Genomic DNA, 21,304 nt, shown 5'->3' with positions numbered 1-21,304 from the left:
TCGAAGCCGGGAACACCGCCGGATTAAAGCGGACGCATGTGGAGTTCTCCGCTACAGAAGGGGCGGGACCGGGCCGGGCCTGAGTGAGCGCATTCAGTCGATCGCTCACAGCGAACATGTGCTGGGGAACAATGGGCGGCTCAGGAGCATTGAGTCTGCATAACTCAACTTGACTGCTGAAGGGGAGATCATGGCTACCGAGTCCGATGCGGTCACTCCGCTCGCCCTGCCCGTGCTGCCGCTCGACGACGAGGTCGTGCTGCCCGGGATGGTGGTGCCTCTGGACCTGTCCGACACCGATGTACGTGCCGCTGTGGAAGCCGCACAGGCCGCAGCCCGTGAGGGCGGCGGCAAGCCCGAGGTGCTTCTTGTGCCGCGGATCGACGGGACGTACACCGGCACCGGTGTCATCGGCACCGTCGAACAGGTCGGACGGCTTTCGGACGGGGATCCGGGCGCGCTCATCCGCGGCCGTGGCCGGGTACGGATCGGGGCCGGGACCAGCGGACCGGGTGCCGCGCTGTGGGTGGAGGGGACACGGGTCGACGCGGTCGTCCCCGATCCGCTCCCCGGAGCCGCCGCCGAGCTGGTCAAGGAGTACAAGGCGCTCGCCACCAGCTGGCTGAAGAAGCGCGGTGCCTGGCAGGTCGTGGACCGGGTCCAGCAGATCGAGGACATCTCCGCGCTCGCCGACAATTCCGGTTACTCCCCCTTCCTCACCACTGCCCAGAAGGTGCAGCTCCTGGAGACCGTGGACGCGGTGGCCCGGCTGAAGCTCGCCATCAAGTGGCTCGGTGAACACCTCGCCGAGCAGGACGTCGCCGAGTCCATCGCCAAGGACGTCCAGGAGGGCGTCGACAAGCAGCAGCGCGAATTCCTGCTGCGGCGCCAGCTCGAAGCCGTGCGCAAGGAGCTGTCCGAGCTCAACGGTGACCCGGAGGGCGAGTCCGACGACTACCGGGCCCGCGTCGAGGCCGCCGATCTTCCCGAGCACGTCCGTGAGGCCGCGCTCAAGGAGGTCGACAAGCTGGAGCGTTCCTCCGACCAGAGCCCCGAGGGCTCCTGGATCAGGACCTGGCTCGACACCGTCCTCGAACTGCCGTGGACCGAGCGGACCGAGGACGCCTACGACATCCGCGGCGCCCAGGAGATCCTCGACGCCGAGCACGCGGGCCTGCAGGACGTGAAGGAGCGGATCACCGAGTACCTGGCGGTACGCAAGCGGCGTTCCGAGCGCGGCCTCGGCGTCGTCGGCGGGCGGCGCGGCGGTGCCGTGCTGGCGCTGGTGGGTCCGCCGGGCGTGGGCAAGACCTCGCTCGGTGAATCCGTCGCGCACGCCATGGGACGCAAGTTCGTCCGCGTCGCGCTCGGCGGTGTGCGGGACGAGGCGGAGATCCGCGGCCACCGGCGTACCTACGTCGGTGCCCTGCCGGGACGTATCGTCCGGGCCATCAAGGAGGCCGGTTCGATGAACCCGGTCGTCCTGCTCGATGAGATCGACAAGGTCGGCTCCGACTTCCGGGGCGACCCGGCCGCCGCCCTCCTCGAAGTCCTCGACCCGGCGCAGAACCACACCTTCCGCGACCACTACCTGGAGGTCGAACTCGACCTCAGCGATGTCGTCTTCCTGGCGACGGCCAACGTGCTCGAAGCCATCCCGGAGGCCCTGCTCGACCGTATGGAGCTGGTCAGGCTCGACGGCTACACCGAGGACGAGAAGGTCGTCATCGCCCGCGACCACCTGCTCCCGCGCCAGCTGGAGCGGGCCGGTCTGCAGACGGACGAGGTGACGCTCGACGAGTCCGCGCTGCGCAAGCTGGCCGGCGAGTACACCCGTGAAGCGGGCGTACGAAACCTGGAGCGGGCCGTCGCCCGGCTGCTCCGCAAGGTCGCGGCCCAGCACGAACTGGGTGACCGGGAACTCCCGTTCACGGTCACCGAAGCGGATCTGCGCGGTCTGATCGGCCGACCGCACCACGTCCCCGAGTCCGCCCAGGACCCGGCCGAGCGCCGCACCGCGGTGCCGGGCGTGGCCACCGGACTCGCGGTGACCGGTGCCGGTGGTGACGTGCTGTTCGTGGAGGCGTCGCTGGCCGACCCGGAGACCGGGGCGTCCGGACTGACCCTCACCGGTCAGCTCGGCGACGTCATGAAGGAGTCCGCGCAGATCGCGCTGAGCTTCCTGCGGTCGCACGGCGCGGAGCTGGAGCTGCCGGTCGCGGATCTGAAGGACCGCGGCGTGCACATCCACTTCCCGGCGGGCGCGGTCCCGAAGGACGGCCCGAGCGCCGGCATCACCATGACGACCGCGCTGGCCTCGCTGCTCTCCGGACGGCTGGTCCGTACGGATGTGGCGATGACCGGCGAGGTCTCGCTCACCGGACGGGTGCTGCCGATCGGCGGCCTGAAGCAGAAGCTGCTGGCCGCGCACCGCGCCGGGATCACCACCGTGGTGATCCCGAAGCGGAACGAGGCCGACCTGGACGATGTCCCGGCCGAGGTCCTGGACACCCTGGAGGTCCATCCGGTGACGGACGTCCGCCAGGTGCTGGAGATCGCCCTCGCCCCGGCCTCCGCGGCCAGGCCCGAGGAGAGGATCCCGGCCGCGGCGTAGGCGCCATGGCGTGACGGGCGTGGCACCACGTGCGCGACCGGTACGGACGGCCCGCCTTCCCGGCAACGGGTGGGCGGGCCGTTCCGCGTGCGCCCGGGGCCTCGCTCGTCGGGACGTACGGCTCAGGGGCGGTAGATGGTCCCCGGGACCGGCTCGGCCGGCGCCATCAGCTGCGGGACGGTGACGAAGGTGTAGCCCTGCTTCTTCAGCGCGTCGATGATGCCCGGCACGGCGGGCACCGTCCCCTTGTAGATGTCGTGCAGCAGGATGATGCCGTCCCGGCCGGCCTGGTCCAGGATGCGCTTCTTGATCAGGGTCGAGTCGGTCGTGGAGTAGTCCTTGGCGGTCGCGCTCCACAGGATCTGGGAGAGCCCCAGGTCCTTGCTGATGTCCGAGACGGTGTCGTCGGTACGGCCCTGCGGCGGGCGCATCAGGCGCGGCTTCCTGCCGGTGATCTCCGCTATCGCGTCCTGCGTCTTCTCCAGCTCGTCGCGTATCTCGGCGGGCTTCTTGTCCGTCAGGATCTCGTGGGACCAGGTGTGGTTGGCCACCTCGTGCCCCTCGGCGGCGAGCCTTTGCACGGTGTCGGGGTGCTTCTTGACGTGGTTCTTGCCCAGCAGGAAGAAGGTCGCGTGCACCTTCTTCTCCTTGAGGATGTCCAGCAGATGCGGGGTGTCCTCGCCCGGTCCCGCGTCGAAGGTCAGGGCTATGCACTTCGCCTTGCGGCAGTCCACCGGGCCGAAGGAGCCCTTGGCGTCGGAGCCCGCGTCGCCGCGCGCGGAGGCCGGCGCGGTGGTCTGCATGGAGCAGCCGCTCAGCGTCAGGGTGAGTGCCGTCACAAGGGCGGCGGCCAACCCCGTACCGATCGACTTCGTCTTCATGGACAAGGCGGGTCACTCCTCCGTAGCGGAACAAGGCGCACGGTGTGCGGCAGAGAAGGACTATACGCATGGCATATACACCGGGTGTATAGAGGCCTCCGTGTTGTCAGTTCGGAGAGCGAAATACCTGGCCAAAGGGCGTGAACAGGGAAGAGCCCCGGCGACTGGGTGGGTCGCCGGGGCTCTGCTGTGCGAAGCGTCGGACCGGGCGGGCGCGGCAGGCCGGCTCAGCCGTTGGCGAGGGCCTGTACGCGGTCGAGGGCGCCGTTGAAGTGGTTGTGGTCGCCGACGTAGGGGCCGGACGAGGTGTACTGCCAGATCGTGTAGTAGCTCCAGCCGGCCGGGAGTTCGCCGACCGTGGTGTTGTAGCGGGCCACCCATAGCGGGTTGGTGGCGCCGAAGCTCGCATTGTTCCCGGTGCAGGTCTGCCACCAGCTGGTCGCGGTGTAGATGACCGCGTCGCGTCCGGTGCGCGCCTTGTAGGTGTTCACGAAGTCACGGATCCAGGACACCATGCCTGCCTGGGTCTTGCCGTAGCACTGCGCGCCGTACGGGTTCCACTCGATGTCGAGCACACCGGGCAGGGTCCTGCCGTCCTTCGACCAGCCGCCCCCGTGGTCCACGAAGTAGTTGGCCTGGACGGCGCCGCTCGTGGTGTCCGGGGTGGCGAAGTGGTACGAGCCCCGGATCATGCCGATGTTGTACGAGCCGTTGTACTGCTGGGCGAAGTACGGGTTCGTGTAGTACGTGCCCTCGGTGGCCTTGGTGTAGGCCCACTTCACGCCGCTGTTCCAGAGAGTCGCCCAGTCGACGTTGCCCTGGTAGCTGGCGACGTCCACACCTTCGGTCTGGGCGGCGCGGGTATCGCGCGGCAGTCCGCCCTGGCCGTCGTGGGCGACGACACCCATGCCCATCGTGGCCGTGCCCCGTGCGGGCTTCTTGGCCGCGGCGGCGGTGTCGTGGGTGCCCGCGGCGCTCGCCGCGCCGGGCAGGGTGAGGAGGAGGGAGAGGGCTGCGAGCAGGGTGCCGGTCGCGGCGAAGCGCGAGCGGCGGGATGTTCCGGATCTGGATCTGAGCACCGGCATGTGAGTGCCTCCGAGGCCTTGGTGGGGGGACGTGCTGATCCCAGGGGGACGCCGGGCGAACCCCTGCCGGCATGTCATGGTGTGAACATGCCATGCATGACGCTACGCACGTAGACCCGCGCTGCGGAAGGGGGCCTGGGTGCTGCCGTTGGTCTACGCCTGCGAAATACTGGCCAAGCTGCGGCGATGACCAGCGGCGAAAGAAACTTTCAGCGGCAGGAAAGCTCATGAGGGGTGTTGACGTGCACGGGAGCGAAAGCGGTAGTGAACCCGGCGCGAGCGGAGAAAGTGGTGTGGACCACGCATTCCTTGCCCTGGAGCGGGAGTTGGCCGTCTTTCTGCGCCGGGCGCGGGCCAACTCCGGGGAAATGGCGCGCGAGGTCCACCCGGAACTGGAGGCCGCCGCATACGGACTTCTCGTACGGCTGGAGTCGGCCGGGCAGCAGCGGGCCACCGATCTCGCGGCCTACTTCGGGGTCGGCAAGGCGACCATGAGCCGTCAACTGCGTGCCCTGGAGGCCCTCGGGCTGGTGGTGCGCGAGCCCGATCCGGCCGACGGCCGGGCCTCCCTCGTCCACCTCACCGCCGAGGGTCTGGCCCGCTACCGCAGCGTCCGCGACGCCCGACGCGACCGCTATGTGCGCAAGCTCGCCGACTGGGACCGGACCGAGGTGGCCGAACTGGCCCGGCTGCTGCACCACTTGAACTCCCGGGCCGAGGACTGACGCCCCGGCCCGCCCTCCCGGGTGTGCCGTCACAGCACCGCGTAGACCGTCGTCGCGTCGTCGTGGGTCTTGCTGCGGCGTAGATACGTGCGCTCCGTGTCCGCGTCCTCCAGCGCCCTGACGCGGTCGATCAGCCCCTGTGTGCCTTCCTTGTGGAGCACTCCGAGGCAGTCCGCCCAGTCGCCCGCGCGGAACATCTCGGTCCAGCGGGCCGCCCCGTCGGTCATCGCGGCCAGCGCCCGCACCTGGCCGAGCGGGGTGCGCCCGGTGACCGCGCGGGCCGCCACGGAGGGGTCGGCGGCGGCGGTGAAGAAGCCGCCCTCCTTGTTGCGTACCTGCGCGTCGGTGATTGCTTCGTCGGCCAGCGAGCCCGGCGGCAGGCGGTCCAGCCGGTCGTCGAGGAGGGGGTGCACGCTTCCGTCGGGCGCCTCGAACAGCAGTACGGAATCGGACAGCACCAGGTGCTCGATCTCGCGTTCGTCCCAGCGCGCCATGACGACCGTCGCCTGCGGCGTCCTTACGTGAGAAAGGTCACACGAGGAGCGATGTGTATCGGCGGTGTGCCGGATGGACTCGGCCAGGATCTCCTGGAGGGTCAGATCCCGTCGCGAACCGGACAGTTCGACCAGTGAGCCGCCCAGCCGTGCGGTGAACCAGGGGACCGAGTGCACACAACCGTCGTCACCCTGCGGCGGAGTGACTCCGTCGAGCAGGATCAGCGTCCCACCCTGGCCGGAGGCGGGCAGGGCGGTGGCGGCCCAGTCCTCGTTCGGTCGTTCAGCGCTGCCGGCGACGGTGGCGAGTTCGATTCGCATACAGCCAGTCTGCACGACGCCTTCACGAGCCCTGCACTGCCCAAGGTTGGCCTGTACCAGCAGGTCAGACGGATGTCCGGAGCGGAAGGAAAGGCTCCGTGCGGCGTGCGGGCGGGCATCCTGCCAAAGCCTGGGCGGAAGTTCCAGCCGACGGCTCAGGTGTGCCGGACGCGCCCCCGGGGGAGACTTGTTGGTCAACTCCGGAGTGATGTTCACTCGTTCAGGTGGCGGAGTGGTTGATGCGCGTCTCCCTCTCAAAAGCACTGGAATGGTCAGAAGCCGTACCAGGGGACGAGGCGCTCGTTCACATGTGACCGTGCGTCACCTCTGCTTCAAGGGCGGACGAGTCAAGAATGCGAGCACCGGTGCAGAAGAAGCGGCCTCGGAGCAAGGGCAGCAAGCGCAGTGGTTCCGGGGTGACGCCTCCGGCACCAGCCGAGAACGAGGGCACCCGGCGCACCGTGCGCGTACGCAGCCGGCTGGTGGCCGGTGTCGCGGTCGTCGGTATCACTGTCATCGCCGCGGGCGCACCCGCGGCCCTCAGTGCTTCCTCCGACCTGAACGACTCGCAGCGGCTGGTCACCCTCGCCGAGCTGAACCAGCAGGCCATCGCGCTCGCACACGCCCTCGCGGACGAGCGTGACGAGGTCACCGCCTACATCGCGGCCGGCCGTGACGAGAAGTCCGGCCCCACGGCGGAAGGCAAGGGCGACCCCGGCAGCCGGAGCGCCCGCGTCGACCAGCGGGTGGACGAGATCAGGGGTGCGGCCCCGGCCGCACTGCGCCGCGATCTCTCCGCCATTCCCTCCCTGCGCCGCGACGCGCTCAGCGGCAAGGGCACCGCGCTGGAGGCCCATCAGGCGTACTCCGAGGTCATCGCCAAGCTCCACGATCTCGCCGACGAGCTCGCCGAGAAGACCCCGCCGCGGGCCGCCGAGTCCACCCGCGCCCCGCTCGCCCTCGGCCAGGCCACCGAGCAGGCCTCCGCCACCCGCGGGCTGCTGGTCGCCGCGCTGTCCGTACCCCGCAAGGTCACGACCCCGCAGTTCGACCAGATCACCGGGCTGCCCGTCCAGACCCAGGACGTGGGCAGCAGCAAGGACGACCGCACCCGGGACGAGCTGAGCGCCGCCGCCCAGCAGGCCCGGGTCCGCGAGCTCTCCTCGCTCGCCGACTTCGACCAGGCCGCGGGCTCCACCGCCCGCGACAAGCTGTCGTCCACCGTCACCGGGCCCGAGGTCAACAGCGCGGAGAAGTACCTCAACACCCTCACCGACCGCCCCGAGCTGTCGGACTCCGACCAGAAGGTCAGCAGCAAGAAGGTCGAGGCGGCACTCTCCGCCCGGATCGACCGGATGCGGGGTGTCGAGTCCGCCCTCGGCACCGCACAGGTCCAGCGCCTGGAGCAGCTGCGCGACGACGACGTCACCGCGCTGGAGCTGCGGATCGCACTGCTCGGCGGCTGTCTGCTGATCGCCGTCGGCGTCTCCACCGCCGTGGCCCGCACCCTCACCCAGCCGCTCGCCGTCCTGCGGATCGGTGCCGCCCGCCTCGCCGCGGAACCCGCCACCGCCGAACCGGTCCGCTACACCGGCCGCAATGACGAGTTCGCCCAGGTCGTACGGTCCATCAACGCCCTGCACGGCCAGCTGCACGGACTGCTCCACGAGTTCAACGGCCGCTTCGACAGCCTGCAGACCGAGCGTGCCGAGCTGATCGCCGGACGCGAGGCCCTCACCGTCCAGCGCGCCGAACTCCAGGTCATGGCCTCCGACCTCACCGTCCAGCTTGAGCGGCTGAAGAACACGGTCCACCACACCTTCGTCAACCTCTCGCTGCGCACCCTCGGCCTCGTCGAGCGTCAGCTCGGTGTCATCGAGAGCCTGGAGGAGCGGGAGCACGACCCGGAGCGGCTGGCCACCCTCTTCAAGCTCGACCACATGGCCACGGTCATGCGCCGCCACAGCGAGAACATGCTGGTCCTCGCCGGCGCCGAGCACGGCCACGGCCATGCGGGCCCGATCCCGCTGGTCGACGTGTTGCGTGCGGCCGTCTCCGAGATCGAGCGGTACGAGCGGGTCACCATCCAGTCCCTGCCGCCGCACGCCCAGATCGCCGGTTTCGCCGCGGACGACCTCAGCCACCTCGTCGCCGAACTCCTGGAGAACGCCACCTCCTTCTCACCGCCGGATTCCCATGTCCAGCTCTCCGGCTGGCTGCTGGAGACCGGCGAGGTGATGCTCTCCGTCCAGGACGAGGGCATCGGGATGTCCGCCGTACGGATGGGCGAGCTCAACACCAGGCTCGGCGACCCCACGTTGTTCGAGGCGGGCGAACAGAGCGCGGACGGGGCCGGGCTCGGGCTCCAGGTCACCTCCCTGCTGGCCGCGCGCCACGGTGTACGGGTCCAGCTGCGCGACCACATGGGCACCGGCGGGGTCACGGCGGTCGTCGTCCTGCCCAAGACCCTGCTGCCGAAGGCGCCACCGGCCGCCACACCACCGCCGGTGAAGGTCCCGGGGGACGCTCCCGCGGTGAACCTGCCGGGGTCGGTCGCCGAGGCCAACTCCAACGCACTGCCGGGGCGTACGCTCGCCCTGCCCGGCGACCCGCTGATCGCCGCGGCCGAGCAGACGATCCGCGAGTCCGGGGCCACCTCCGAGCCTGTGCCCGGGCACACGGCGGACAACGCCCCCACCGCCGCACCCGCTCCGGCCGCCGCCGAGGCCGAGACCACGATGCAGGTACGGCTCCCGGTGGTTCCGGAGTTCGCGGACGTCCCCGAGTTCACGGCGCCCGACCCGTACGCCATCGGCCCCGACCGCCACGAGCGCACCGCCGACGAGTCCCGGGAGCCGCACACCGCGTCCGCCCCCGCGTCCGCCCCGGAGCCGTACACCGCACCCGCCCCGGCACCCGCGCCCGTGGCCGACGCCCTGCCCGGCCCCCGGCAGCCGGAACAGCACTCGCAGCCGCAGCAGGAGCGCATCACCGACAAGGGGCTGCCCAAGCGCACCCCCAAGGTCGTCAAGCCCACCACGGCACCCAGCGCCGAGCGCAAGGGCAGTTTGGACAAGGAGTCGCTGCGCCGCCGGCTCGGCGGCTTCCACCAGGGCGCGAAGGACGGCCGCCGGGACGTCGAGGCGGAGATCGCCGAGATCACGGCGACCCAGCCGTTCCCCGGAACCCCCGCACACGCCGGGCGCTCCCCGCTCACCGAGCACAGTGAGCCGGCCGACCCCAGCGACGGCCGAACCGATGAGACGGGGAACACAGTCGAGGAGGCACGCAGTTGACTGCGCCCAGCACATTCGGGCTGAGTACCGAGGCCCGGAACCTTCACTGGTTGCTGAGCAATCTGGTGGAGGAGGTGCCAGGGGTCCACTCGGTGACCGTCGTCTCGTCCGACGGGCTGATGCTGCTCTCCTCCGACCCCGGCCATCTGATCATCCAGGAGGCCACCGGCCGGCAGGACGGCCCCAGGGGCTCCAGCGCCGACCTGGCCACCATCGTCTCCGGCATCGGCAGCCTCACCATCGGCGCCGCCAAACTGATGGACGGCGGCGGCGTCAAGCAGACCATGGTCGCCATGGACGAGGGCAGCGTCTTCGTCATGTCGATCAGCGACGGCTCGCTGCTCGGTGTGCATGCCACCCCGGACTGCGACATGAGCGTCATCGCCTACCACATGGCGCTCTTCGTCGGCCGAGCCGGACACGTACTCACCCCCGAACTCCGCAGTGAACTGCGCAAATCGATGGAGAGCGCCCAGTGACGCCCGCTGCTGAACCCGCCCGCAGGCTCCCGGTCCGCGGGTCCGACCGAAGGCCCGCACGGGTCCGCCCGTACTCGCTCACCGGCGGTCGCACACGCTTCGGCCACGTCCTGCTCGTCGAGACGTTCGTCGCCGCGCTCGAAGCGCCCGAGGAGCGCCGCGAGCTGACCAACGGCAACCTGGCCACCCGCGTCATGCCGGAGCTCCAGGCCATCGTCGAGATCTGCCGCCGGATGCGTACGGTCGCTGAGATCTCCGCCCTGCTGAAGATGCCGCTCGGCGTGGTCCGGGTGCTGCTCAGCGACTTGGCCGACCAGGGAAAGATCCGCGTGTACGGGACCGGTCACGGCACCGGCCAGCCCGACCGCGCACTGCTCGAAAGGGTGCTCAATGGACTCCGCCGTCTCTGAGTCGCCGCTCTTCGCCCCGCGTCAGCCGGGGGCCAAGGACCAGGCCGAAGAATCGTTGCAGGCCTGGCAGTTGGACCACACCAGGGCCCCCATCGCCACGAAGATCGTGGTCGCGGGCGGGTTCGGCGTGGGCAAGACGACCTTCGTGGGGTCGGTCTCCGAGATCACGCCGCTGCAGACCGAAGCGATGATGACCCAGGCCAGCGAGGAGACCGACGATCTCTCCGCGACACCCGACAAGCTCACCACGACCGTCGCGATGGACTTCGGCCGGCTCACGCTCGACGACGACCTCGTGCTGTACGTGTTCGGAACACCGGGCCAGCAGCGCTTCTGGTTCATGTGGGACGACCTGGTGCGCGGCGCGATCGGTGCGGTCGTGCTCGCCGACACCCAGCGGCTCGCCGACTGCTTTCCCGCACTCGACTACTTCGAGAGCTGCGGCCTGCCGTACATCGTCGCCGTCAACCACTTCGAGGGAACGCCGGGGTTCGAGCCGCAGGACGTCCGGGAGGCCCTGACCGTCCCGCCGCACGTGCCTGTTGTGATCATGGACGCGCGTAACAAGATCACTGTCGTCGAGTCGCTGCTGGCCCTCGTGGGCCACGCCCTCGACGCCACCCCGGCATAGCTCGCACGCAACACGTAACGGAGAACCGCGATGCGGAAGATACTCATAGTCGGAGCCGGTCAGTCCGGTCTCCAGCTCGCACTCGGACTGCAGTCCAAGGGCTACGAAGTCACCCTGATGTCCAACCGCACCGCCGACGAGATCCGGTCCGGCCGGGTCATGTCGACCCAGTGCATGTTCCACACCGCGCTCGAGTACGAACGCGACTACCAGCTCAACTTCTGGGAGTCCCAGGCTCCGCGCATCGAGGGCCTCGGCGTCTCGGTCGCCGCGCCCGACTCCTCGCGTGCCGTCGACTGGGTCGGCAAGCTGGACGGCTTCGCCCAGTCCATCGACCAGCGCGTGAAGATGGCCGGCTGGATGGAGACCTTCGCCCAGCGCGGCGGACAGCTCGTCATCCACGGTGCCGCCGTTTCCGACCTGGACTACTTCTCCCGTACGTACGACCTGGTGATGGTCTCCGCGGGCAAGGGCGAGCTGGTCTCCATGTTCGGCCGCGACGCGTCCCGTTCGCCGTTCGACGCCCCGCAGCGCGCCCTGGCCGTCGCGTACGTCCACGGAATGGGCCCGCGCCCCGAGCACCCCGAGTTCGACGCGGTCCGCTGCAACCTGGTCCCCGGCGTCGGCGAGCTCTTCGTGATGCCGACCCTGACCACGTCCGGCCGTGCCGACATCCTGTTCTGGGAGGGCATCCCGGGCGGCCCGCTCGACGCGTTCCAGGGCATCAAGGACCCCTCCGAGCACCTCGCCAAGACGCTGGAGCTCATGGAGCGGTTCCTGCCGTGGGAGTACGCCCGCGCCACCAAGGTCGAACTGACCGACGCCAACGGCACCCTGGCGGGCCGCTACGCCCCGACCGTCCGCAAGCCGATCGGCCGGCTGCCCGGCGGCGGTCTGGTCCTCGGCGTGGGGGACGTGGTCGTCGCCAACGACCCGATCACCGGCCAGGGCTCCAACACGGCCTCCAAGTGCGCGAACTCCTACCTGAACTCGATTCTCGAGCACGGCGACCGCGAGTTCGACGCCGAGTGGATGCAGGCCACGTTCGACCGGCACTGGGAGAACACGCAGCACGTCGTGAAGTGGACCAACGCGATGCTCGGCGTACCGCCGGAGCACGTACTGAACCTGATCGGCGCCGCCGGCCAGCTCCAGCCGGTCGCCAACCGCTTCGCCAACGGCTTCAACAACCCGGCGGACTTCGAGAACTTCTTCTTCGACCCCGAGAAGACGAACGCATACCTCGCGCAGGTCTCTGCCGCTGTGTAAGCGTCTGACCTGCAAAGCAGCGGTCAGCGTTGGTGAACGTTGGTGACTGTGGGCCGCCCTCGGACGGCCCACAGACGGCCCGGCCGTCGAGGGGCGGATCGGCGTCCCGCTTGTCGCTTGTCGCTTGTCTTGTCGCTTGTCAGCACGCAGGTCAGGCGTGGTTTCCGCGCCCATGAGGATGCGAACGGCGTCATTCGCGACGAGCGACAAGACAAGCGACAAGCGCGTAGGAAAGAGCTGTACGGGCCGCCCTCCGGGCGGACGACTCTTGGCCGCCCATGCTGGGAGCTCCCAGAGTTGTCCGGCGCCCGCGGGAAGGCGTGGGAGCGCGGGCGGTTGCCTGGTGCCTCGCTCGACCACGCTTCGACCCGCACGGCCACCCCACACGGACACACACAGCTACTGGCTAGTGGCTACTGCCAACTTGCCACTAGCCAGTAGAACGGGCCGCTACCGCCCACGCAGGCCCTTTCAACAGGGCATTGGGCAGTAGCCACTAGCCAGTAGGCAGTAGCCAGGAGCACGGAAGGTAACCGCGCCAGCAGGCCGGTCCGACCATCGGCCGGTGCCGGCACCCCGGTGCTCTCTGCTCGGCGCCCTGGAAGGCGAAGAGACCACCCGCTTGATGGCCGTGGTCTCCTCCCCGCTCGAACAAGCAAGAGGAGCACGCCCCCGCCGCCGCCAGGGTGCTCCTCTTGCTTGTGCGAGCGGCCGGGGTTCTTCCTCCCCCGCGAGCCCGGCGCCCCCCTGAAATGCCGTCCAGAGCCACGATGGAGCAGCGGAGGGCATTGGTGCTTGAGGTCATCCGGCCTCGCCCCTTCCTGGGTGGCTCACCGAGGCATTTCAGGGGCGGGGTGGCCATTCCGCTTAGCTCTCACTGCACCTCTTACTAGTAGGGCTTTGTTAGGTACCCCAAGTGATCCTCGTTGGATAGATTGTGATCTTCTTTCAGTTGTGACTCCTGAGGAGATGGAAGAGGTCCGTCCGCGTCTGGAGGCGTTCGCGGCCGAGATGCTGGGCTCGTTGGCGCGTCGGGACCAGCGGGCCAAGGGTGAGTTGTACCTGCGCGGGCTGATGCTGGACGGCAAGCGCAAGTCGATGCAGCCGATGGCCGAGCGCCTGGGCGTGGACCACCAGCAGCTCCAGCAGTTCGTGTCCTCCTCCACCTGGGACTACGCCAAGGTCCGTGAGCGGCTGGCCCGTTGGGCCGCGGCGCACATCTCGCCCGAGGCGTACGCGATTGACGATGTCGGCTTCCCCAAGGACGGCTACGACTCGCCAGGGGTGGCGCGGATGTACTGCGGCGCGCTGGGCAAGCGGGGCAACTGCCAGATCGGGGTCAGTGTGAACCTGGTCAGCGACCGCGCCTCCTCGGCCGTCGACTGGCGTCTGTTCCTGCCCGAGGGCTGGGACGACACCAAACATACCGAGGACGCGCTGCTGGCTTCGGCGATCCGCCGGCGCCGCGCCAAGGCCGGCATCCCCGAGACTGCTCGCCACCGGGAGAAGTGGCGCCTGGCCCTGGACATGCTCGACGAGGTTCGCGGGGACTGGGAGTTGCCGGGCCTGCCGGTCGTCGCCGATGCCGGATACGGCGACGCCACGGGCTTTCGAGAGGGTCTGACCGAACGAGGCCTGACCTACGCGGTCGCGGTCAAGGCCACCACGACCGCGCACCCGGGCGACGCCACGCCCGAGCGTCCGCCGTACTCCGGGCAGGGCCGCCCTCCCGTGTCCGCCTACCCCCAGCCGCACACCACCCTGCGCGTGCTGGCCCTGGCCGCCGGGCAAGCGGCCACCCGCACCGTTACCTGGCGTCAGGGCAGCAAGGCCACCAAGCACAACCCACGGGCCGAGATGCGCTCGCAATTCCTGGCCCTACGGGTCCGCCCGGCCAACCGGTCCATCCGCCGCGCCGCCGACGGCTCCCTGCCCGAATGCTGGCTGCTCGTCGAGTGGCCTCCCGACTCTGCCGAGCCCACCGACTACTGGCTCTCGACGCTGCCCGCCGACATCCCACTGCGCGAGCTGGTGCGAATCGCCAAGATCCGCTGGAGAGTTGAACACGACTACCGCGAGCTCAAGGACGGCCTCGGCCTGGACCACTTCGAGGGCCGCAACTACCTCGGCTGGCACCGCCACGTCACCCTCGCCTCCCTCGCCCAGGCCTTCTGCACCCTGCTCAGACTCGACCCAAAAGCCCCTGCGCCGGCCTGACCCTCTACGCGGTCCTCCGCGAACTCCAGGCCCTCCTGGCCACCTGGACCGGCGCCTGCTCGATATGCGGCCAACCCGCACCAACCCCCGAACCCCACCACAGGACCTAACAAAGCCCTACTAGAGAGTTGAGAGAAAACAGCGTCCGCAGTGTCCACACTCGCGCTTGCATATGCTCTGACCTGCGCAGACACTGCGGACGCTAAACAAAATGTATAGCGTCCACTAGCGGTGGTTTGTTAAGCCGGGGAGTAGAGGTCAAGCGGGTGGCCTGCGCCGACGGCGTTGATCAGGGCTTGGAGTTCGGGTGGTGGGGGTGCATTCGTCCAGGCTCGCCAGCATCGTTGGAGGCTGGTCCAGGGGTCGAGCCAGGCCCGGACGGCGCGTATCGCCTTGGGCCAGGTGGCCGTGTGGGGCTGGTGGGGTCTGGTTGGTCCCCCTCTCGGGCCGGCCCGGTTCTTCGGGCGGCTCCGGTGGTGCTGTTTCGGGCGAAACCTCGGGTGGTGGACTGAACCAGGCGTCCCAACAGAACGAGAAGGCGCAGGTGACCAGGGTCTGGTGGCGGCGGATGGCGGTGTCGGAACGGACTTGGAAGTCGGCCCACCCGAGTTCGCCCTTGACCTGTTTGTAGCTCTGCTCGATCCAGTGTCGGATGCCGTAGATCCGGACGACTTCGTGCAGCCCGGCGGCCGGTTCGGGGCTGTCGGCCTCGCGGGGGCCGCCGGGGCGGGGCAGGTCGGTGGCCAGGTACCAGGTGGCTTGCGGGGGCAGCGTGGCCGGGTCGGTGGTGGCCACGACCAGGCGGACGTTCCCGTCGGGTCCCCACCAGCCGAGGCGGGCGTCGGCGGCCCACCAGGTCTCGGTGTGCCCGTCACGGAAGGTTCGCTCGACGGCGGTCCAGTCACCCGGATGCTCGGGGTCCGTCCAGGTCAAGGCGCGGGCGGCATCGACGGGAGTGTAGGCGTCCTTGCCGTAGGCCCAGGTGCCGTGGCTCGGTTTGAGGTCCATGACGAACGGTAGCCCTGCCGAGGCGAGTTGTCTGCGGAAGCTGTCCTGGTCGCCGTAGGCGCAGTCGGCGGCCACGGCCCGGAAGCCCACCCCGGCAGTCTTCGCGGTGCGGGCCAGCTCTGCGGCGATCTGCAGCTTGGTGCGGAAGCCGGGGTCGCTCTTGCCCTTGGGGAAGTGATGGGCGGGGCTGTAGGGCACGGCGTGCAGCGGGTAGTAGAGGTTCTCATCGGCCCAGCAGGTGGTCACGGTGACGATGCCGTTGTCGGTCTTGCCCAGCCGGCCCAGCCACTGCCGTCCGATGTGCGCGGTCGCCTTCCCGTCCTTACGGTCCCCGGAGTCATCGATCACCAGCACCCCGCCCGGGTGCGGCGCGGTCGCGGGGTCGGCCAGCAGCAGTTCCACCCGGCGGGCGTTGACCTGCTCGTGGTCCCAGGTCGATTCGGACAGGAAGAACTGCAGCCGCTGCACCGAGGGGTGCTGGGCCCCGACGACGGGTTCGGTGCCGGCCAGGCAGGTCAGCGTCTTGTTGCGGTTCCGCGGCAACAGTAGCCCGGTCAGGTACTCGCGGAACCCACGGCGCTGTGCCAGTGTGGAGAACAGGTCATCGAAGCGTGCGGTGTAGGCTTCCAGCGGGCCCGGTGCGGGCGGACACGGCAGACGACGGGTCATCACAAGCCCCCAGGCGGCGAGGCAACGTTCCTCTGCTACCGGCCTACTACGGCCCTGACCCGCAGTCAACAAACCACCGCTAGTGTCCTGCGCCGGAGATCCGTCGGCAGAAGCGGGCGAGGGAGTCGAGGATCTCCTCGGCCGTCTTGGTCCAGATGAATGGTGTTGGGTTTTCGTTCCACTCCTTTACCCATGCACGGATGTCGGCTTCCAGGGAACGCACGCTTTTGTGGGAGCCGCGGCGGATCTTCTGGTCGGCGAGGAAGCCGAACCACCTCTCCACCTGGTTGATCCAGGACGAACTGGTAGGGGTGAAGTGCAGGTGGAATCGGGGGTGTTTGGCCAGCCATGCCTTGATGGCGGGCGTCTTGTGGGTGCCGTAGTTATCGCAGATCAGGTGGACCTGGAGGTGCCCGGGAACCTCCTTTTCGATCTTGATGAGGAACTTCTTGAACTCCGCTGCCCGGTGCCGACGGTGCAGCGAGGTGATGACTTCGCCGGTCGCGACGTCGAAGGCCGCGAAGAGGGTGGTCAGACCGTTGCGGACGTAGTCGTGGGTGCGACGCTCGGGCATGCCCGGCATCATCGGCAGTACCGGCTGAGACCGGTCCAGCGCCTGGATCTGCGACTTCTCGTCCACCGACAGCACCACCGCCCCTTCGGGCGGATTGAAGTACAGCCCGACCACGTCGTGGACCTTCTCCACGAACAAGGGGTCCGCCGACAGTTTGAAGGTGTCCGTCAGATGAGGCTTGAGATGGAACTTGCGCCAGATTCGGCCCACGGTCGACTTCGACAGCCCGCTGCGGTCGGCCATCGACTTGCGCGACCAGTGCGTGGCGTTCTTCGGCATCTCCTCCAACGTGCTGACCACGACGGCCTCTACCTGGTCGACGCTGATGGTGGGCGGTCGACCCGGCCGGGGCTCGTCCATCAACCCGTCCAGCCGGGCGGCCAGGAACCGCCGACGCCACTTGCGGACCGTATCCGCCGCTACCCGAAGATCCCGCGCCACCACAACAATCGGCGGAACGTCAGGGCCTGCACACGCCAGCACGATCCGCGCCTGTAACGCCACCGCCTGCGCAGACGTCGCCCGCCGGGCCCAACGCTCCAGCACCGCACGCTCGTCAACGGACAACAACAACGGTTCCAGCTTCGGACCACGACGCGGTGCGGGCACACCCGCAGAAACACTCATACAGGAACTAACGATGGATCTCCGGCGCAGGACACTAGCTAGCGTCCGCAGCGTCCGCAAGATCCACTCCCTCTTAAGAGCATCACCGCAGGTCAGGACGGCTCTTAAGGATCGAGGCGTGTGGACGTTGCGGACGCTGACCCTCGACAAGAGCGGCTGTAAGAGGGCGGTATGTGAGTGCATAGGAGTTTTGTCGTCACCTGAATGTGTGGCGGTGCGGCATCCCGGTCGGTCGGCGGCCATGGGCATGTTGGGCTGGGCACCGTGAGCGAGCGCACGCCCTACAAGACCGATCTGAGCGACGAGCAGTGGGCGCTGGTAGAGCCGGTGATCGTCGCGTGGAAGGCCGCGCATCCCTCGGTCAGCGGCCATCAGGGCCGGTACGCAATTCGGGAGATCGTCAACGCGCTGCTCTATCAGGGGCGAACGGGTTGTCAGTGGGAGCTGCTCCCACGCGACTTCCCGCCGCCCGGCGCTCGGAGTACTTATCAGTCACCGGCCACAACTATGGGTGACGGCGCCAAGATCAGTGACCCACAGTGAGACATTGCCGCAATGCAGAGCAAATCAGACGTTCCAGGATGCAGAAATATCCAGACAAGGCCCACAGATCAGACAGACGGGTTTTCAGTCAACTGGTTCCACTTCGCTTTACAGCCAGGCATATGCCATTCGATGATCCTCCCGGTTCCCACACGGGGAATCACTGGGAGGGGCTTCATGAAGATCACCGGTAGATCCGTCGCTTTCACCATCGCCGGCGCAGCTCTGGCTGTTGGCGGCCTCGTGGCGCCGGCCACCGCGGACAGTTCTCAGCTCAGCGCGTCTGCAATCGCCAGCACCCCCGGAGCCACCGTCACCGTCCACCACCGTGGGGACGGCACCCAGCCGCCCGCAGAGCTGGGTAACCCCTCTGAGTGGGGTGTGGTGACGATCAAGATGGACGCTGCGGCCGGCTCCGTTAGCCCGCTGTCGGAGGCCTGCGTCCCTGCCAGTGGCGGCAACTGGTGTTACGGCTGGTACACCACAGAAGTCAGCACCGGGGTATTCAATAAGTACTGCTACTCGAACTACTACCATTTCACGAAGAGCCACGCGTCCACGGTGAAGATCGCTAGCGGCACGAAGAAGGTTTCAGCTCCGGCCAACGCCACCTCTAACGCCCACCTCACTGCGGGTCTCGCCTACACCTGCTCTACGTACTACAGCATCGACTAGGTCCTGATCCCCGCACTAATCAGTAACTCCTTGCAGGGTGCGGTAGGTTGGTATGCCGCTCGGGGGCTGGTCGGTTGCCCGCGCAGCCCCCGAGTAGTGCCACCTCCAGCTCTGGCTTAATCACGGAACGGGGAAGAGAAATCATGCGCATTCCGCGCATTCGTGTTGCACCGATCGCTGTGTCTATCGGGACGGGTTTGCTACTTGGCCTAGTGGGTCCCGTTGCCGGAAAGTTGGACAATACCGTTTGCGCCACCCTAAGTGTGGTCTTTTCCGGAGGGTGGCCGTGGGCCTGTTATGCATTCTTGGTGGGCTATTTCCGCCCATCCAAAATTGAGTCAGCGTTGCTGTCATCCTTGGGGTTGGCTATCGGCGTGGTTGCATACTACCTCTTTAAGGACATGTACCCTTCAGTTCCGGCCGGGCTGGAATCTGGCGCCTCTAGCGAAGGGCTTTCCTCTCGGATTCTCGTGTGGGGAGTAGCGGCGTTCATTTTCGGTGCCCCAGTGGGACTCGTGGGAAATCTGGCACGGACACCCGGCATTGGCGGCCTCTTTTTCCGCCTCCTTATTCCGCTGACCGCCTATATTGAGACCTCTCAGCGCTTGCACACAGAAGCGGACTCACAGGGTGCAATTGTCGGAATTACCTGGACCGTAATCCGCGTCACCGCATGTGTTGTCGGCGCGGCTCTTGTGGGGCACACGGTATGGAGCTGGTGGCGCGATCGGCGCAGCCGACCCGAAGGCCGGGAAGAAGTCGGCGTGCCAGCCAATCACCTCTGATGCATCGCTCGTGCAAAAGGCCGGGCCGTGGCGAGCCTCTGTGCAGCCTGCAGGATGCGCAGATATTCGAACACCTGATCTACTGTGGTGATGCCCCACCACTCCTTCCCCGATGACCTCGTTCGCAGGTGAGCGCACATCCCGTCAGGAAACCCCAGGTCAGCGCTCCACCTCTTCCAGCTGCTCCACGAATGGCTGGATTTCAGCCATCGTCTGCACGACGCGGGGCATCAGGCGTACTGCCTGGTGTGGCCCTGAACTGGGGTTTCTCTCTAACAGCCGGGCACGCTCATTCCGGTCCGGTGTTACAGCCGGTCCTGCGTAACTGCGCAGCGGCGCTTGGGATTCACGGCGCTGGTCGCGCGCGAGCGGAGCGAGCTGCCAAAGAATGTGCGGCTTGGCCGCTCCATATATCGCCCCTTGGAGAGTGCAAGGCCCAGGATTGCCCTGCTAGACCTAGCACCTGCGCCCGCTAGGCCTAGCACCCCCACTAGCAGCGAATCATGGCGCTGAGCTGCGCACTAGCGTCTAGCAAGTGGGCGCGAGAAGACCCCGGTTCCGCCTGGAAGCCGGGGTCTGGGAGATCGCCCTGGGGGCTAGCGCCGGGGCGAGCAAGGGGGCGTCACTGTGGCAGGAAGCCCGGCTTCTCTCGCCCAAGGGCCTGAAGCTGCGCGAGGTAGTCCTGGGCAGACGGCTCGGTGCTGTAGCGACGCTTCACCTCGGCCGCGAGCTCCCGGCTTGTCATGATGAGCGAAGGCACCGACTGCCGGTCACCCTGGAGTGCCCGCTCTCCCATGATGAGGGCCTGTTCCAGGTCGCCCTCGCGTGCGGCCGTCACGCCCAGTGTCACGCGCGCCTCAGCATTGCGCATCGGTGCGCGCTCCGTGCCGTCGAAGTCCGTACCCGCACGCAGCACCTCTTCGGCAAGGGCCCTGGCCAGCTTGTCCTCCCCGACCAAGCGGTAGCAGTCCATCGAATAGAAGTCGAACTTCGCCGGATCGACGACGAAGTGGTTGTCCAGATTCTCCGGGTGCGGCATGCCTTCGAGCAGGCGCCGTCCCTAGTCCAGCGCCACCTCGACCTGCCGCCGGTCACCGAGCCGAGCCCACGCCTTCGCCTCTTGGCCGGCGAGCTGCACCGCGACACCGTGGTGGGCCGCGACCTCTGCCCCTGCCTGAGCCGCCGCGATGACTCCGCGGTAGTCCCCAGTCGTGAGGGCGAACCAAGCCCGCATCTCGTGTGCCCAACCGGCGACTTCGGCCTGGTCCGACTCGGTCGCGATGGAGAGCGCGGCACGGCGCGTGGACTCGGCTGCGTGCCTGTCACCAGAGTCGTACTCGACACAGCCCACGAGGAGCGCCAGCCAGCCGGAGAGCGCAAGCACCTCGCGGTGCTGCGCGAGCGTAAGGCTTTTCGAGTGCAGCTCAACAACCCGCCGCAGCCACTGACGACCCTCGATCAGGAGTTGTTGACTGGGCATGAACGGGTACTCGGAGCACAGGCGATCAGTGGTAATCCGCAGGGCATCAAGCGTCGCACTGTCGACATCCGAGCGGTTGAGGCGGCTCACGATCTCCAGCGTCTCCATGCCGCTTGCGGCCAGGATCTCGCTGTTGCCGTCGCGGCGAGCCGGAGCCGGAAACAGCGCGTGTGTCACCGTGCCGAACATGGCCGCAATGACGGGCCGGTAGAACTCGTTCGGAAGTGCGCCAGCCTCCCAGCGCTTCCACTGTCGGATCATGCTCTCGTCGGACGGGATCTCTGAGGGTGCGTGTGCCCTGATGGCTCGAACCGCATCCCGTTGTGACCAGTCACGCGCCGCTCGCTCCGCAGCGATGCGCCGTGCCCATGCAGGCCTGTCGTCGCCCATGTGCCCTCTCTTCCGAGTGCTTACCGCGAGTCTGGTCGATCTCCCCGGGGGACGCGCAAGGGGACAGCCAGGGGACACCTGCGCTGTCCCCTCACCTGCCGCGATGCCCCCCCACCTGTCACTTACTGCAC

The 21,304-nt window shown here is 68.1% G+C and carries 16 protein-coding genes and 1 pseudogene; 10 read left to right on the top strand and 7 right to left on the bottom strand.

Features of this window, described 5'->3' with window-relative positions; translation table 11 throughout:
- Positions 1-190: 190 nt before the first annotated feature.
- Positions 191-2,614 (top strand): endopeptidase La, encoded by a 2,424-nt coding sequence (gene lon / locus OG609_RS12975; protein WP_327272947.1) that lies wholly within the window; start codon positions 191-193, stop codon positions 2,612-2,614.
- Positions 2,615-2,736: 122 nt separating this feature from the next.
- On the opposite strand, the gene OG609_RS12970 is transcribed toward lon, so the two are convergent.
- Positions 2,737-3,495: a polysaccharide deacetylase family protein gene (locus OG609_RS12970; RefSeq protein WP_327278031.1), complete on the bottom strand. Its 759-nt coding sequence runs from the start codon at positions 3,493-3,495 to the stop codon at positions 2,737-2,739.
- A gap of 227 nt (positions 3,496-3,722) precedes the next feature.
- Complete coding sequence (locus tag OG609_RS12965) at positions 3,723-4,580, bottom strand: lysozyme (protein WP_327272946.1); 858 nt, start codon at positions 4,578-4,580, stop codon at positions 3,723-3,725.
- Positions 4,581-4,807: 227 nt separating this feature from the next.
- On the opposite strand from OG609_RS12965, the gene OG609_RS12960 reads away from it, so the two are divergent.
- Positions 4,808-5,305: a MarR family winged helix-turn-helix transcriptional regulator gene (locus OG609_RS12960; RefSeq protein WP_385655083.1), complete on the top strand. Its 498-nt coding sequence runs from the start codon at positions 4,808-4,810 to the stop codon at positions 5,303-5,305.
- 29 nt (positions 5,306-5,334) lie between these two features.
- On the opposite strand, the gene OG609_RS12955 is transcribed toward OG609_RS12960, so the two are convergent.
- Positions 5,335-6,120, bottom strand: a complete 786-nt coding sequence (locus OG609_RS12955; protein WP_327272945.1) for a protein phosphatase 2C domain-containing protein — start codon at positions 6,118-6,120, stop codon at positions 5,335-5,337.
- 365 nt (positions 6,121-6,485) lie between these two features.
- On the opposite strand from OG609_RS12955, the gene OG609_RS12950 reads away from it, so the two are divergent.
- From OG609_RS12950 to OG609_RS12925, 6 genes are all read left to right on the top strand, one after another.
- Entirely contained in the window at positions 6,486-9,416 is a 2,931-nt protein-coding gene (locus OG609_RS12950; protein WP_327278029.1) for a sensor histidine kinase, read from the top strand.
- A complete protein-coding gene (locus OG609_RS12945; protein WP_327272944.1) occupies positions 9,413-9,895 on the top strand; it encodes a roadblock/LC7 domain-containing protein in 483 nt (160 codons plus the stop codon). Before OG609_RS12950 ends, OG609_RS12945 begins: the two co-directional genes overlap by 4 nt.
- Positions 9,892-10,305 (top strand): DUF742 domain-containing protein, encoded by a 414-nt coding sequence (locus tag OG609_RS12940; RefSeq protein WP_037689183.1) that lies wholly within the window; start codon positions 9,892-9,894, stop codon positions 10,303-10,305. The genes OG609_RS12945 and OG609_RS12940 overlap by 4 nt, the downstream gene beginning before the upstream one ends.
- Positions 10,286-10,936, top strand: a complete 651-nt coding sequence (locus OG609_RS12935; RefSeq protein ID WP_327272943.1) for a GTP-binding protein — start codon at positions 10,286-10,288, stop codon at positions 10,934-10,936. Before OG609_RS12940 ends, OG609_RS12935 begins: the two co-directional genes overlap by 20 nt.
- Before the next feature lie 30 nt (positions 10,937-10,966).
- Positions 10,967-12,205, top strand: a complete 1,239-nt coding sequence (locus tag OG609_RS12930) for a styrene monooxygenase/indole monooxygenase family protein (protein ID WP_327272942.1) — start codon at positions 10,967-10,969, stop codon at positions 12,203-12,205.
- Positions 12,206-13,159: 954 nt separating this feature from the next.
- Entirely contained in the window at positions 13,160-14,422 is a 1,263-nt protein-coding gene (locus OG609_RS12925) for an IS701 family transposase (RefSeq protein ID WP_442817924.1), read from the top strand.
- A gap of 258 nt (positions 14,423-14,680) precedes the next feature.
- Here the strand turns inward: OG609_RS12925 and OG609_RS12920 are convergent, their stop codons facing one another.
- Entirely contained in the window at positions 14,681-16,099 is a 1,419-nt protein-coding gene (locus tag OG609_RS12920) for an IS701 family transposase (protein ID WP_327272941.1), read from the bottom strand.
- A gap of 79 nt (positions 16,100-16,178) precedes the next feature.
- On the bottom strand, positions 16,179-17,300 hold the full coding sequence (locus OG609_RS12915; RefSeq protein ID WP_327272940.1) for an IS630 family transposase: 1,122 nt from the start codon (positions 17,298-17,300) through the stop codon (positions 16,179-16,181).
- A 264-nt stretch (positions 17,301-17,564) separates the two neighbouring features.
- Here OG609_RS12915 and OG609_RS12910 point away from each other — a divergent pair.
- Positions 17,565-17,819: pseudogene (locus tag OG609_RS12910) on the top strand (transposase); the annotation flags it as partial.
- 201 nt (positions 17,820-18,020) lie between these two features.
- Positions 18,021-18,518 carry a lactococcin 972 family bacteriocin gene (locus OG609_RS12905; RefSeq protein ID WP_327272939.1) on the top strand — a complete coding sequence of 166 codons (498 nt, stop codon included), beginning with the start codon at positions 18,021-18,023 and terminating at the stop codon, positions 18,516-18,518.
- A 1,407-nt stretch (positions 18,519-19,925) separates the two neighbouring features.
- Here the strand turns inward: OG609_RS12905 and OG609_RS12900 are convergent.
- On the bottom strand, positions 19,926-20,342 hold the full coding sequence (locus tag OG609_RS12900; protein ID WP_327272938.1) for a tetratricopeptide repeat protein: 417 nt from the start codon (positions 20,340-20,342) through the stop codon (positions 19,926-19,928).
- 21 nt (positions 20,343-20,363) lie between these two features.
- The gene (locus OG609_RS12895; protein WP_327272937.1) at positions 20,364-21,173 is read right to left on the bottom strand and encodes a hypothetical protein; all 810 of its coding nucleotides are present in this window, start codon (positions 21,171-21,173) and stop codon (positions 20,364-20,366) included.
- Positions 21,174-21,304 lie beyond the last annotated feature (131 nt).

The sequence above is a fragment of the Streptomyces sp. NBC_01224 genome, from assembly GCF_036002945.1.
Taxonomy (GTDB): domain Bacteria; phylum Actinomycetota; class Actinomycetes; order Streptomycetales; family Streptomycetaceae; genus Streptomyces.
This window is presented reverse-complemented; position numbering and strand designations above follow the sequence as displayed.